An 11,822-nucleotide genomic window follows, 5' to 3' on the forward strand; every position below is an offset into this window, starting at 1 on the left:
GATGTCCCACAATCAGGGCTGTACTTGCTGGATCATCTCGTCGGACTTGGCAACCGCGACCTGCTTGCACTCACCGGTCGCGACCGCACACCGGAACAGCTTCTGAGCCGGCCCGGACTCGTCGACCACGATGATGTTGTCCGGGTCCTCGAAGAGCGCGTCCTCGAACCACTTCGTCGTGGCCGGAAGCCTCATCTTCGTGACCTTCCCGGTGGCGATGTCGACGGCGACCCCGATGTTGCTGATGGTCATCGTCGCCCCGTCCGGTGACACCGTCACGTACGCCGCGGCCACCGGAGCCTTGAAGCAGTACTCACGCTTCGCCTCGAGTCCCTTGGCTCCCAGCGTGGCAGCGGTGACGCAGGACTGGCCGCCCTTGAAGGTGATGTGCGTGACGATGTTGTTGCTGCGCGTCATGTGCAGGCTGCCGGGGCCGAATGTCCCGACCGTCCGGACATCCTTCGATCCGGGCTGCCAGAGCTTCACGGGCACCGGGTCCGGAGAGTGCTCGCCGAACCAGATTCCGTCCTTGTTCCAGCCGACGAGTTCGAGGTTCGGGGTCTTGACGGTGAGGCTCGACACCTCCTTGCCGGTCCGGATGTCGACGACGACCACCCGATTCTCGGCCCGGCCGTACTTCGAGAGCGCGACCGCGAACTGTTGCCCGTCGGGTGAGACCCGCGGGCCGAAGCCCCCGAGCGGCCCGACCGGCCGGACCTTGCCGCTGGTCGAGACGACGGCGACCTGCGCCTTGTCCGGATCGGGGTAGCCGGTGTTGACGAGCCAGCCGCCCTCGGTCCGCGCGACGACGTTGCCCTTCACGCCCGGGTTCTTGACGGTCTTGCCGCCGTCGTGGATCGCCGCCCACCAGGTGTCGAGCGGGTTGTCCGGGTTGTTCTGGACCAGAGTTGTGTACGGGATCTTGGGGGCTCCGGCCGAAACCGGACCTCTGGCCGGCAGACCGCTGACGGCCGGCTGGTCGTCGTGCTTGACCAAGCCGTGCAGGAACGGCACGGACAGGGTCAGCACCGCCGCGATGCCGGCCGCGGCCAGTGCCATCGGCGCCCAGTGGCGGCGGGTGGACGTACCGGTGCTGTCCAGCTCCAGGCCGGGGCCGTGGGCGGAGTCCGGGACGGTGTCGGCCTTGGCGTTCAGGTAGTCGCGCAGACGGGTCTCGGTGTCGTTCATCGCAGTTCCTCGAGTTTCTTGGTGAGAGCCGTGAGGCCGCGCGACGCGGTCGCCCTGGCGGTGGATGGGCTGATGCCGAGGAGGTCGGCGATCTCGTCGAACGGGAGGTCGAGGTAGTAGCGCAGTACCAGCACCTCGCGGGCCCGGGTGGGCAGGCCCTGGAGTGCCCGGCGTACCTCCTCGCGCTGCTCCCCGAGTACGGCGGTGCTCTCGGCGGAGTCCTGTGGCGCCTGGTGCGGCGGGGTGTAGAGGCGCGCCACCCGGCGGCGCCGCAGCGCGGACCGGCTTCCGTTGAGCACGGTCGAACGCAGGTATCCCAGCGCCTTGTCGGAGTCCCTCAGCGGCCATCGCCGGTACAGCTGGGCGAACGCCTCCTGGACTATGTCTTCGGCTGTTTGTCGGTCATCGATCACCAGGACGGCCAGGCGCACGAGACCGCGCCACTCCCGGCCGTACAGCGCTGTCACGGCGTCACGTGCCTCGTCGCCGGCCGCCACCTGGTGAGGATGCTGATCGATACTCACCACTAGATTCGTCACACCCTGAGAGACGTCCGTCCGCCGGGGATGCTGCATCAGAGCCGGTCGCGGACCCAGTCGAGGTGGACGAGGGCGCTCTCCCGCTGCCAGGTGCGGATCGTCGGCAGCCCGGGCGGCGCCGGCTGGGCGGCACCCCACCAGAGACCACCGGCCACAGCTGTGATGAACCCGGTGATCCCGATGTCGTCAGGCAGCTCCGGGAGTACGACGGACGCGCGCATCTCCGCCTGCAGGATCACCCTGTCGGTCCAGCGCGGCCCCAGCCCCGGGTGCGCCCAGTCGATGAACACCACCCTGTCGTCGGTCAGGATGATGTTGTCCGCCCGGAGGTCGTAGTGCGCCAGCGCCTTGCCCTCGGCCAGCTCGCGGAGTCCGGTCTGCGCCAGCTCGGCGAACTCCTCGACCCGGCCCTCCATCCAGGACGGTACGGCGAGATCGTCCTCCAGCACGTTGTTCCACCGGCTCAGGAAGTCATGGCTGCGTACGGCGATGACCGGTGCGTCCGGCCACGGCGACGGGTCCAGGGCGTCGGTCAGTTCGGCGACGGCGTCCAGGACCCGCTCAGCGTCCGCCTGCTCCCACGGATGAGCGGGCAGTCGCCCGTCGATGTCCTCGAACAGCATCCCGACCCAGTCGCCGTCGTCGTACACGTCGTACAGTTGCGGCGCCATCGGGAGGGGGCCGATGGCCTGCATGGCGGTGATCTCCTGGCGGAACAGCTCCGGCGTCTTCGGGTTCAGCGACGTACCGACGGCCTTCACGAAGGCTCGGCGGCCCGAGGCGGTCACCAGGCGGGCGGCCACGCCGGGCGAGAAGCCGCCCTGCTGGGTGGAAGCCGATACCACCGCTGAGCCGAGCGCACGCTCCACCCAGTCCCGGACCGACACGGGCATCTTCTCGTAGGGCAGCCTGACCCCAGCAGCGTGCGCCATACCTCACCACGCTAGCGGGCCCTCGCTAGTGATTTTCGAATCTGCTGGACCCGCATGGGATGATTGACCGGATATCACCCAAGACCAGAACTGGATCCCCTCCGTGCCCGTTGGCCCCACGAATGTGCCGCAGCCGGGTCGCACCGACCCGTCGCTGATCCGGAACTTCTGCATCATCGCCCACATCGACCATGGCAAGTCGACGCTGGCCGATCGGATGCTGCAGATCACCGGCGTGGTCGACGACCGCTCGATGCGGGCGCAGTACCTCGACCGGATGGACATCGAGCGCGAGCGCGGCATCACGATCAAGTCGCAGGCGGTCCGGCTCCCGTTCGCGCCCGGTCCGGACACCCCGGGCGGCCTGCTGGCCCCGGACGGGACGACGTACATCCTGAACATGATCGACACGCCCGGCCACGTCGACTTCACCTACGAGGTGTCGCGGTCGCTCGAAGCGTGTGAGGGCGCGGTCCTGCTGGTCGATGCCGCGCAGGGGATCGAGGCGCAGACCCTGGCGAACCTGTACCTCGCGCTGAACGCCGACCTGCACATCATCCCGGTGCTGAACAAGATCGACCTGCCGAGCGCGCAGCCGGAGAAGTACGCCGCGGAGCTGGCGCACATCATCGGGTGCGACCCGTCCGACGTACTCAGGGTCTCCGCGAAGACCGGCGAGGGCGTCGAGGACCTGCTGAGCGAGATCGTCGCGCAGGTCGAGCCGCCGAAGGGCGTGAAGGACGCGCCGCCGCGGGCCCTGATCTTCGACTCGGTCTACGACACGTACCGCGGCGTGGTCACCTACGTCCGGGTGGTCGACGGCGAGCTGGTCCACCGCGACCGGATCAAGATGATGTCGACCGGCGCTGTGCACGAGATGCTCGAGGTCGGGGTGATCTCGCCGGAGCCGATGAAGACGCCGAGCATCGGCGTGGGTGAGGTCGGTTACCTCATCACCGGCGTGAAGGACGTTCGCCAGTCCCGGGTCGGTGACACCGTCACCGCGGCCGTCCACGGTGCGACTGAGGCGCTCGGCGGCTACAAGCACCCCCAGCCGATGGTGTACTCCGGCCTGTTCCCGATCGACGGCGACGACTACCCGACGCTGCGGGACGCGCTGGAGCGCCTGCAGCTGAACGACGCGGCCCTGCAGTACGAGCCGGAGACCTCAGGCGCGCTCGGGTTCGGTTTCCGCTGCGGGTTCCTCGGCCTGCTGCACATGGAGATCGTCCGGGAGCGGCTCGAGCGCGAGTTCGACCTGGACCTGATCTCGACCGCGCCGAACGTGGTCTACCGGGTCGAGATGGAGGACGGCAAGGAGTACGTCGTCACGAACCCGAGCGAGTTCCCCGAAGGCAAGATCGCCGACATCTACGAGCCGGTCGTCCGCGCGACGATCCTGAGCCCGAAGGACTTCATCGGCGTCATCATGGAGCTCTGCCAGTCCAAGCGGGGCAACCTGCTCGGGATGGAGTACCTGTCCGAGGACCGGGTCGAGCTGCGCTACACGCTCCCGCTGGCCGAGATCGTGTTCGACTTCTTCGACCAGCTGAAGTCGAAGACCAAGGGCTACGCGTCGCTGGACTACGAGCCGACCGGCGAGCAGTCGGCCGCGCTGGTCAAGGTCGACATCCTGCTGCAGGGCGAGACGGTGGACGCGTTCTCCGCGATCGTGCACCGCGACAACGCCTACGCGTACGGCGTCGCGCTGGCCGGCAAGCTGAAGGAACTGATCCCGAGGCAGCAGTTCGAGGTGCCGATCCAGGCCGCGATCGGGTCCCGGATCATCGCCCGCGAGTCGATCCGCGCAATGCGCAAGGACGTCCTGGCGAAGTGCTACGGCGGTGACATCACCCGGAAGCGCAAGCTGCTCGAGAAGCAGAAGGAGGGCAAGAAGCGGATGAAGATGGTCGGCCGGGTCGAGGTCCCGCAAGAGGCCTTCATCGCCGCCCTCCGCACCTCCGAACCGGTCGAGAAGGCCGGTAAGAAGTAGGTGCCGGTCGACATTCCCGCCGGTCTGCTCGCGGTTGCTTCACGCGGGCAGGACTGGGCGGACTGGCTCGATCGGCTGCCGCGTCTCACGCGGGACCTGCTCGGTGAGTGGCAGTTGCGCGTCGACGGCGCGTCGTTCTACGGCAACTGTGCGCTGGTCGTGCCGGTCACCACGGCCGACGGGCAGCGGGCCGTGCTGAAGGTGCAGTTCCCGCATCTGGAGGCCGAGACCGAGCACCTCGCGTTGCGGACCTGGGCCGGTAACGGCGCCGTGCAGTTGCTGCGGGCCGACCCGCGCCGGTTCGCCTTGCTGCTCGAGCGGTTGGAGCCGCGGGACCTGACCACGATCGATGCGCTCGACGCCTGCGAGATCGTTGGCCAGACCTACAAACGACTGCATGTCACCGCAGGTCCGCAGTTCCGGTCGTTGTCGGGGGAGCTGAAGCGTTGGGTGGAAGGCTTCCGCAGGTTGCCCGCGTCGGCGCCGGTCCCGCATCGGTACGTCGAGCAGGCGATCTCGTTGTCGGAGGACTTCATCGCGGACCCGGCGACCGACGGCCGGCTGATCCACACCGACCTGCACTACGAGAACATGCTGGCCGCGGAACGCGAGCCCTGGCTGGTGATCGACCCGAAGCCACTGTCCGGTGATCCGCATTTCGAGGTCGCGCCGCTGATCTGGAACCGCTGGGAGGAAGTAGTTGCCGCCGGCGACCTTCGGTTCGCGGTCCGGCAACGGTTCTACACCGCGATCGACGCGGCCGGCCTGGACGAGGACCGTGCTCGCGACTGGGTGATCGTCCGGCAGATGGTCAACGTCCTCGGCACGCTCGAGAACACCGACGGCACGCTGCCGCAGGACTGGCTCACTCGCAACATCGCCATCGTCAAAGCCATCCAGGACTAAACTCCGGAAGATGACCGTCGAGAACCGCAGAGCCCGGAGCCCACGTGGTTCCGGTGACGACCTGCGGGACGCCCTGGTCACTGCGACGGCCAAGCTGCTGGAAACCCATGACCTCAACGCGTTGTCGGTCCGCACGGTCACCTCGGCGACCGGCGTCAGCCCGACCGCGTTGTATCTGCACTTCACCGACCTTCCGGAGCTGCTGCGAGCCGTGAAGGCCCGCTTCTTCGGCGATCTCCGCGACCAGCTGACCGCGGTGGGCGGCACGGGGCGAGATCGAGTCAAGGCACTCGCGCTCGCCTACCTCGCCTACGCGCGCGAGTACGAGGGCCGGTACGCCGTGATGTTCCACGCCCACCGCCGTACCGACGCGCCGAGCACCCCGGCCGCCGAGTTGGTCGAGCTCGGCTGGGCCGCGTTCGAGCCGCTGATCGCCGCGGTCGGCGCCGTACTCCCGGACGCGTCGGTGGACGAGATCCGCGAGACCTCCTTGGAGTTGTGGCTCGCCTTGCACGGTCGGGCGCAGTTGAGCGTCGCGATGCCGTGGTTCGAGCTGCCGGACGAGGGCCGGTACGTCGACCGCCTCGTCCGGCAAGTCCTCGGTTAACCGGCGTACGCCGTCTTGCCGCCGTCGATGACGAGCTGGGACGCGGTCAGGTAGGGGAAGTCGTCGGACGCGAGCGCGAGCGCGAACACGGCGATCTCGTTCGGCGTCGCCATCCGTTGCAGGCCGTGGACGTGGGTCTTGCCCCAGTTCGCGGCCAGGGCGTTCCAGACCGGGTCGGGGACGTTCATCATCCCGGCGAGCCGGCGTACGAGCTCGGTGTTCGTCGTACCGGGGATGAGCGTGTTGATGCGGATGCCGCGCGCCGCGTAGTCGTGGGCAGCTGACTGGACCAGGCCGACGAGGCCACGCTTGGTCGCCGTGTACGCCGCACGCTTCTCGGTCGTCGCGATCGCGTTGGACGACGACGTCACCACGACCGTCCCGCCGCCGCGCTTGAGCAGGTGCGGCACCTCGTACTTGAGCGCGAGGAAGTTGCCGCGCAGATTCGTGTTCGTCACGTCGTCCCACTCGGCCGTCGTGTACTCGTGCAGCGGCCGCTCGATGCTGATCCCGGCATTGTTGAAGCAGACGTCCAGCCCGCCGTACTTGCCCGCGATCCCGTCGACGAACCGCCGTACGTCGTCCTCGACGCGGACATCGGCCTTGACGTACGTCGCTTCGCCGCCCGCGGACCGGATCTCCGCCTCCACCTGCTTGCCGAGCTGCTCGCGACGCCCGCAGAACCCGACCTTGCCGCCCTCGCCCGCGAACAGCACCGCCGCAGCCCGCCCGATCCCGCTGGTCGCGCCAGTGATCAGTACGACCTTGTCCTCGAAGCGCCGCCGAGCGGAGGCCTGGATCGGCGGCGGCGCGTCCCCGCCCTGGACGAACGCTGCGCCTGCCACCGCTCCGGCAGCTGCTGCGGTGACGCCGGCCACGGCGCCGGTGGTGATCACGCGTCGGCGGGTGAATCGCTGGTCTGTCATCGTCCCCACTCCCTCGAATCCTGGTTTACGAATGTAAATATACATGCGTAAACGTAATCGAGGAGACATTGAAGTTACTAGTTACTACCTACTAACTTCGTCGGTATGCGAATGACTGGGCGAGAACGGCGCGAGCAGATCCTCGGGATCGCGGAGGAGGAGTTCGCGACCGCCGGTTTGTACGGCGCGTCGACCGAGACGATCGCCCGGCGGGCGGGGATCACGCAGGCGTACGTGTTCCGGCTGTTCGGGACGAAGAAGCAGCTGTTCCTGGCGTGTGTGGATGCCGCATTCGGCCGGATGGCGCTGGCGATGCTGGCGGCTGCGGGTGGGTCGCACGGGATCGAGGCGCTGACGGCGATGGGGCAGGAGTACAACGAGATGCTCGCCGATCGGACGACGCTCCTGCTCCAACTTCAGGGCACGGCGGCTGCGGCGGCCGGCGACGGCGAGGTGCGCGACGCCGTACGCGCAAGTTTCGCGCGGTTGTGGCAGGCCGTCGCCGATACGGCGCAGCTCGATCCGGTGACGATCAAGTCGTTCCTTGCCTTCGGCATGCTTCTCAACACCAACGCCGCGCTCGACCTGCCGCAGGTCGACGAAGCATGGTCCCACCAAGCCAGAACCCGAATAAAACCAGGCCTTTTCAACCACATCACCACCGAGACGAACCAATGACCACCGCGAGACCCGCCCAGCGACATGCCCCCGCGCTGGCGGGATTCCTGGTCTCCGTCGGACTGGCCGGCGCGGTCATCGGCAGCCTCGGCGCACCCTTGATCACGGCGGTCGCCGAGGCGTACGACGTTTCGCTCGCGGCCTCGCAGTGGACCCTGACGATCGCGTTGCTCGCCGGAGCCGTCGCAACGCCTGTGTTCGGTCGGCTCGGGGCCGGACCGCGGCGGCGTACCGTCGTGCTCGGGATGCTCGCCGCCATGGTCGTCGGCAGCGTCCTGACCGTGTTGCCGTTGCCGTTGCCGTTCGCGTTCCTGCTGGCCGGGCGGGCGCTGCAGGGATCGGGACTCGGGCTGGTCGTGCTGATGATGGCGGTCGCGCGGGACCACCTGGACGAGCAGCGGGCAGCGCGGACGATCGCCTTGTTGTCGGTGGCATCGACCGCGGGGATCGGGATCGGCTACCCGTTGTCCGGCTTCCTCACGGACGTGGCCGGCGTGCGCGCGGCGTACGGGCTCGGGCTCGTCATTACTGCCGCCGCTCTGGTCGCCGCCTTCTTCGCGCTGCCGGAGGCGCCGTCACGCCCGTCGACCCGTCTCGACCTGCGCGGGGCGATCCTGCTGGCGATCGCCTTGCCCGCACTGCTGCTGGTCATTGGCGACACCAACCTTTGGCGCCATCACGCCGCCACGGCAATCGCCATCCTCGCAGCTGCGATCCTGCTGCTGACCGGCTGGACCTTCCTCGAGGCTCACACGGAGAATCCGTTGGTCGACGTACGCCTGCTGCGTCACCCCGCGGTCGCCGCCGCGAACCTGGTGATGCTGACCGGCGGCGTCGGCATGTACCTGCTGTTCAGCCTCATCACCCGCTACGTGCAGACCCCCGCGTCGGCCGGCTACGGCTTCGGCCTCAACACCTTCGAGGCCGGTCTCGTCCTCGTCCCGTTCTCGATCCTCGGCTTCGTCGCCGGCCGTCTCGTCCCCGGCTGGCGGGACCGCCTCGGCGCCCGATGGTTGCTAGCGGCAAGTACTGCGGTCGTCCTCGCCGCATTCGTACTCTTCGCGGTCGCCCGCTCACACCTGGTCGAACCGATCCTCGCCATCAGCATCCTCGGCTTCGGCGTCGGTGCGTTCTCAGCAGCCATGCCCGCCGTCATCCTCGCTGTGACGCCAAAATCCGAGACGGCCAGCGCGATGAGCGTGAACGCCGTCGTACGCAGCGTCGGCTTCTCCACCGGCAGCGCCCTCGGCGGACTCATCCTCGCTGCCCACACCACCGGTGTCTTCCCCAGCGAGTCCGGGTACGCCGCGGCCGCCTGGATCGGCGCGGCCGCGACCGCAGCGACCCTGGTGATCATCGCCATACTCCCGCTCAAGCGCGGATAAACCGTGGATCGCGGCCGGTCGCCGGGAGAGGATGCCGATATGCGGTTGCTGACGGTCAATGTGGTGGAGAAGCTGATTCCGGGTCCGAAGGAGACCGGCTTCACCGCCATCGACAAGCGACCGCAGCCCGGCCGGATCCGCGTCGGCGAGCTCGGCCTGGCCGGCGACCGCGTCTGCGACACCAAGAACCACGGCGGCCCGGATCTCGCCCTCTATGCGTACGCCGAGGAGGACGCCGACTGGTGGGCCGGCCAACTCGGTCGCGACATCCCGACCGGGTTGTTCGGCGAGAACCTCCGCACCGAAGGGCTCGACGTCAACGGAGCCCTGCTGGGTGAGGTGTGGCGGATCGGTGACGAGGTCGAGGTGATGGTCCGCGCACCGCGCATCCCGTGCATCACGTTCCAGCACCGCATGCAGGAGCCGCACTGGGTCAAGCGCTTCCACCAGGCGTGCCGGCCCGGCGCGTACCTGAAGGTGCTTCGCGAAGGCACGATCGGTGCCGGCGACCCGATCCAGATCGTCAGCCGTCCGGACCACGAGGTCACCGTCGCGCTGATGTTCGCGCAGCAGGACCCCGCGAAGATGCGGCGGATGCTCGACTCGGATGTCGACCTGATGGAGGAGCTCCGCGACACCGCGCAGCGCGTGGCAGCGCGCGGATGAGCGCACAGACGACCGTACGACGGGGAATCCTGCCCGAGCCGGGGCCGTTGCGGCCGCTGGCGCTGGCGACTCTGCTGAGCCGCGTCGGCAACGGCCTACTGATGACGGTCAGCGTCCTGTACTTCAACCGGATCGTCGGCCTGTCGATCGCCCAGGTCGGCCTCGGCCTCACGGTCGCGGGGCTGTTCGGGCTGCTGTCCGCCGTACCGCTCGGACATCTGGCGGATCGGCGTGGGCCGCGCGGCCTGTTCGTCGTGCTGAGTCTGATGGTGTGCGGGCTGTCGCTGCTCTACCTCGTCGTGAACAACTTCTGGCAGTTCCTGGTCGTGAGCATCGTGCTGACGATGATCGACCGCGGCGCGGGTGCCGTCCGGGCCGCGTTGATCGCCGCGGTGACCGTCGGCGCGGGCCGGGTCGCGGCCCGCGCGTACCTGCGGGCGATCACGAACATCGGCATCATGGCCGGCGCCGCGATCGGTGCGTTCGCGCTGCATTTCGACACCGCCACGGCGTACCGGGTGATGTTCGTCCTCGACGCGGTGTTGAGCAGCATCGCGGCCTTCGTCGTACTGGCGATCCCGCGCGTCGCGTCGCAACATCGTGACGACGACGGACCGGTCTGGATCGCGCTGCGCGACCGTGGCTACCTCGCCGTCGCGGCGCTCAACGCGGGCATGAGCATCCACTTCGCCGTACTCGATGTCGCGATCCCGCTCTGGGTGGTCGACCACACGGACGCGCCGCGCTGGACGGTCGCGCTGCTGCTGATCATCAACACCGTGGTGGTCTCACTGTTCCAGGTACGGTCGTCGCGCGGTATCGCGGATCCGACAACCGCCGCTCGTGCCACCCGCATCGCAGGATGGTTGCTCTTGGCATCGATGGTCCTGCTGGCCGGTGCCACCTGGGGGAATGCGCTGATCGCAGTCGCGCTGCTGGCCGCGGGCGCTCTGGTCCAGGTGATCGCCGAGTTGATGCAGTCCTCGGGCTCGTTCCTGCTCAGCTTCGACCTGGCGCCGAACCACGCCCAGGGTCAGTACCAAGGCGTATGGAACACGAGCATGTCGATCAGCACGATGATCGCTCCGACGGTTCTGGCCCTGCTACCGCTCGGCCTGGGCGTGCCCGGCTGGATCATCCTCGGCGTCTGGTTCGCCCTGACCGGCGCGCTGTTCGTCCCGGTCGTCCGCTGGGCAGAAAGCCGTCGTCCGTCACCGGTCGCGGCGTAGCGTCAGTTCGTAGGTTCGCGGTAGCCGAGCGCGGCGGAGATCTTGCGGGCGGCCTCGATCGCGGCCGGCGCCATGAGAGCTACTTGGGCGATCGACTGCTCCAACGACAGCGTGGAGATGCTGACGGCTGCGATTGCGGCGCCGGTGTGGTCGTGGATGACGGCGGCGACGCAGCGGATACCGGGCTCGTTCTCTTCGTCGTCGAGCGCGTAGCCACGGGTGCGGACCTGCGCGAGATCGGCCTTCAGTGCGGCGGCGGTCGTGTGTGTGAGCGGCGTACGAGCCGGAAGACCAGTCCGGGTGATGTGGACGTCGAGGGCCTCTTCGTCCTTCTCGGCGAGGAGCGCCTTGCCGATGCCGGTGCAGTGCAGCCAGATCGCCTTGCCGACGCGCGACGGCATCCGGTACGGCTTCGGGCCGTCGAGGCGGGCGACGTAGATCGCCTCGTCACCGTTCAGCAGCCCGACATGCACCGTGCAACGCGTCTGCGCGACGAGATCCGCGAGCACCGGACGAGCGACCGTGGCCAGATCGACGTTGGTCAACGCATGCCCGGCCAGCCGCAGGGCCTTCGGTCCCGGGTGGTACGAGCCGTCGTCGGCCTGGGCGACGAACTCGTGCTCGACCAGCGACGCCATGATCCGGTGCACGGTCGACTTGGCCAGACCGGTCGCGTTCACGACATCGGTGAACCGCGAGTGCTCCAGTACGGCGTCCAGCACCATCAACGTCTTGTCGATGGCCGAGGGCGAACCCATGTCGCTCATCCTGCA

General features: G+C 68.3%; 12 protein-coding genes. 7 read left to right on the top strand and 5 right to left on the bottom strand.

The window, feature by feature from the left end; genetic code table 11:
- Positions 1-12 precede the first annotated feature (12 nt).
- Genes FDA38_RS10190 through FDA38_RS10200 form a run of 3 tightly spaced genes read right to left on the bottom strand, consistent with a single transcriptional unit; the run spans position 13 to position 2,659 of the window.
- Positions 13-1,188, bottom strand: coding sequence for a hypothetical protein (locus FDA38_RS10190; protein ID WP_137253763.1), 1,176 nt, complete (start codon positions 1,186-1,188; stop codon positions 13-15).
- The gene (locus FDA38_RS10195) at positions 1,185-1,712 is read right to left on the bottom strand and encodes an RNA polymerase sigma factor (protein WP_233714624.1); all 528 of its coding nucleotides are present in this window, start codon (positions 1,710-1,712) and stop codon (positions 1,185-1,187) included. The genes FDA38_RS10190 and FDA38_RS10195 overlap by 4 nt, the downstream gene beginning before the upstream one ends.
- Before the next feature lie 50 nt (positions 1,713-1,762).
- On the bottom strand, positions 1,763-2,659 hold the full coding sequence (locus FDA38_RS10200; protein WP_137253765.1) for an aminoglycoside phosphotransferase family protein: 897 nt from the start codon (positions 2,657-2,659) through the stop codon (positions 1,763-1,765).
- 103 nt (positions 2,660-2,762) lie between these two features.
- On the opposite strand from FDA38_RS10200, the gene lepA reads away from it, so the two are divergent.
- From lepA to FDA38_RS10215, 3 genes are read left to right on the top strand one after another with little or no spacing between them, the layout of a single operon-like run.
- Positions 2,763-4,652, top strand: coding sequence for a translation elongation factor 4 (gene lepA, locus FDA38_RS10205; RefSeq protein ID WP_202877610.1), 1,890 nt, complete (start codon positions 2,763-2,765; stop codon positions 4,650-4,652).
- Entirely contained in the window at positions 4,653-5,558 is a 906-nt protein-coding gene (locus tag FDA38_RS10210; protein WP_137253766.1) for an aminoglycoside phosphotransferase family protein, read from the top strand.
- 10 nt (positions 5,559-5,568) lie between these two features.
- Positions 5,569-6,165 (top strand): TetR/AcrR family transcriptional regulator, encoded by a 597-nt coding sequence (locus FDA38_RS10215; RefSeq protein ID WP_137253767.1) that lies wholly within the window; start codon positions 5,569-5,571, stop codon positions 6,163-6,165.
- Here FDA38_RS10215 and FDA38_RS10220 read toward each other — a convergent pair.
- On the bottom strand, positions 6,162-7,091 hold the full coding sequence (locus FDA38_RS10220) for an SDR family NAD(P)-dependent oxidoreductase (protein ID WP_202877611.1): 930 nt from the start codon (positions 7,089-7,091) through the stop codon (positions 6,162-6,164). The two genes, FDA38_RS10215 and FDA38_RS10220, sit on opposite strands and share 4 nt — an antisense overlap.
- A 105-nt stretch (positions 7,092-7,196) precedes the next feature.
- Here FDA38_RS10220 and FDA38_RS10225 point away from each other — a divergent pair, with 105 nt between their 5' ends.
- Genes FDA38_RS10225 through FDA38_RS10240 form a run of 4 tightly spaced genes read left to right on the top strand, consistent with a single transcriptional unit; the run spans position 7,197 to position 11,049 of the window.
- The gene (locus FDA38_RS10225) at positions 7,197-7,769 is read left to right on the top strand and encodes a TetR/AcrR family transcriptional regulator (protein ID WP_202877612.1); all 573 of its coding nucleotides are present in this window, start codon (positions 7,197-7,199) and stop codon (positions 7,767-7,769) included.
- Positions 7,766-9,154 (top strand): MFS transporter, encoded by a 1,389-nt coding sequence (locus tag FDA38_RS10230; RefSeq protein WP_137253769.1) that lies wholly within the window; start codon positions 7,766-7,768, stop codon positions 9,152-9,154. Before FDA38_RS10225 ends, FDA38_RS10230 begins: the two co-directional genes overlap by 4 nt.
- A 39-nt stretch (positions 9,155-9,193) precedes the next feature.
- Complete coding sequence (locus FDA38_RS10235; RefSeq protein WP_137253770.1) at positions 9,194-9,820, top strand: MOSC domain-containing protein; 627 nt, start codon at positions 9,194-9,196, stop codon at positions 9,818-9,820.
- Positions 9,817-11,049, top strand: a complete 1,233-nt coding sequence (locus tag FDA38_RS10240) for an MFS transporter (protein WP_137253771.1) — start codon at positions 9,817-9,819, stop codon at positions 11,047-11,049. Before FDA38_RS10235 ends, FDA38_RS10240 begins: the two co-directional genes overlap by 4 nt.
- Positions 11,050-11,051: 2 nt before the next feature.
- On the opposite strand, the gene FDA38_RS10245 is transcribed toward FDA38_RS10240, so the two are convergent.
- A complete protein-coding gene (locus FDA38_RS10245; RefSeq protein WP_233714625.1) occupies positions 11,052-11,816 on the bottom strand; it encodes an IclR family transcriptional regulator in 765 nt (254 codons plus the stop codon).
- Between the last annotated feature and the right edge of the window lie 6 nt (positions 11,817-11,822).

The sequence above is a fragment of the Kribbella jiaozuonensis genome (assembly GCF_005233875.1).
GTDB classification, from domain to species: Bacteria; Actinomycetota; Actinomycetes; order Propionibacteriales; family Kribbellaceae; genus Kribbella; species Kribbella jiaozuonensis.

What these genes read in the sequence shown, in the direction of transcription:
- FDA38_RS10225 (WP_202877612.1), top strand. Translation starts at nt 7,197, where the DNA reads ATGCGAATGACTGGGCGAGAACGGCGCGAGCAGATCCTCGGGATCGCG.
- FDA38_RS10235 (WP_137253770.1), top strand. Translation starts at nt 9,194, where the DNA reads ATGCGGTTGCTGACGGTCAATGTGGTGGAGAAGCTGATTCCGGGTCCG.
- FDA38_RS10200 (WP_137253765.1), bottom strand. Translation starts at nt 2,659, where the DNA reads ATGGCGCACGCTGCTGGGGTCAGGCTGCCCTACGAGAAGATGCCCGTG.
- FDA38_RS10215 (WP_137253767.1), top strand. Translation starts at nt 5,569, where the DNA reads ATGACCGTCGAGAACCGCAGAGCCCGGAGCCCACGTGGTTCCGGTGAC.
- FDA38_RS10220 (WP_202877611.1), bottom strand. Translation starts at nt 7,091, where the DNA reads ATGACAGACCAGCGATTCACCCGCCGACGCGTGATCACCACCGGCGCC.
- FDA38_RS10245 (WP_233714625.1), bottom strand. Translation starts at nt 11,816, where the DNA reads ATGAGCGACATGGGTTCGCCCTCGGCCATCGACAAGACGTTGATGGTG.
- FDA38_RS10230 (WP_137253769.1), top strand. Translation starts at nt 7,766, where the DNA reads ATGACCACCGCGAGACCCGCCCAGCGACATGCCCCCGCGCTGGCGGGA.
- FDA38_RS10190 (WP_137253763.1), bottom strand. Translation starts at nt 1,188, where the DNA reads ATGAACGACACCGAGACCCGTCTGCGCGACTACCTGAACGCCAAGGCC.
- FDA38_RS10240 (WP_137253771.1), top strand. Translation starts at nt 9,817, where the DNA reads ATGAGCGCACAGACGACCGTACGACGGGGAATCCTGCCCGAGCCGGGG.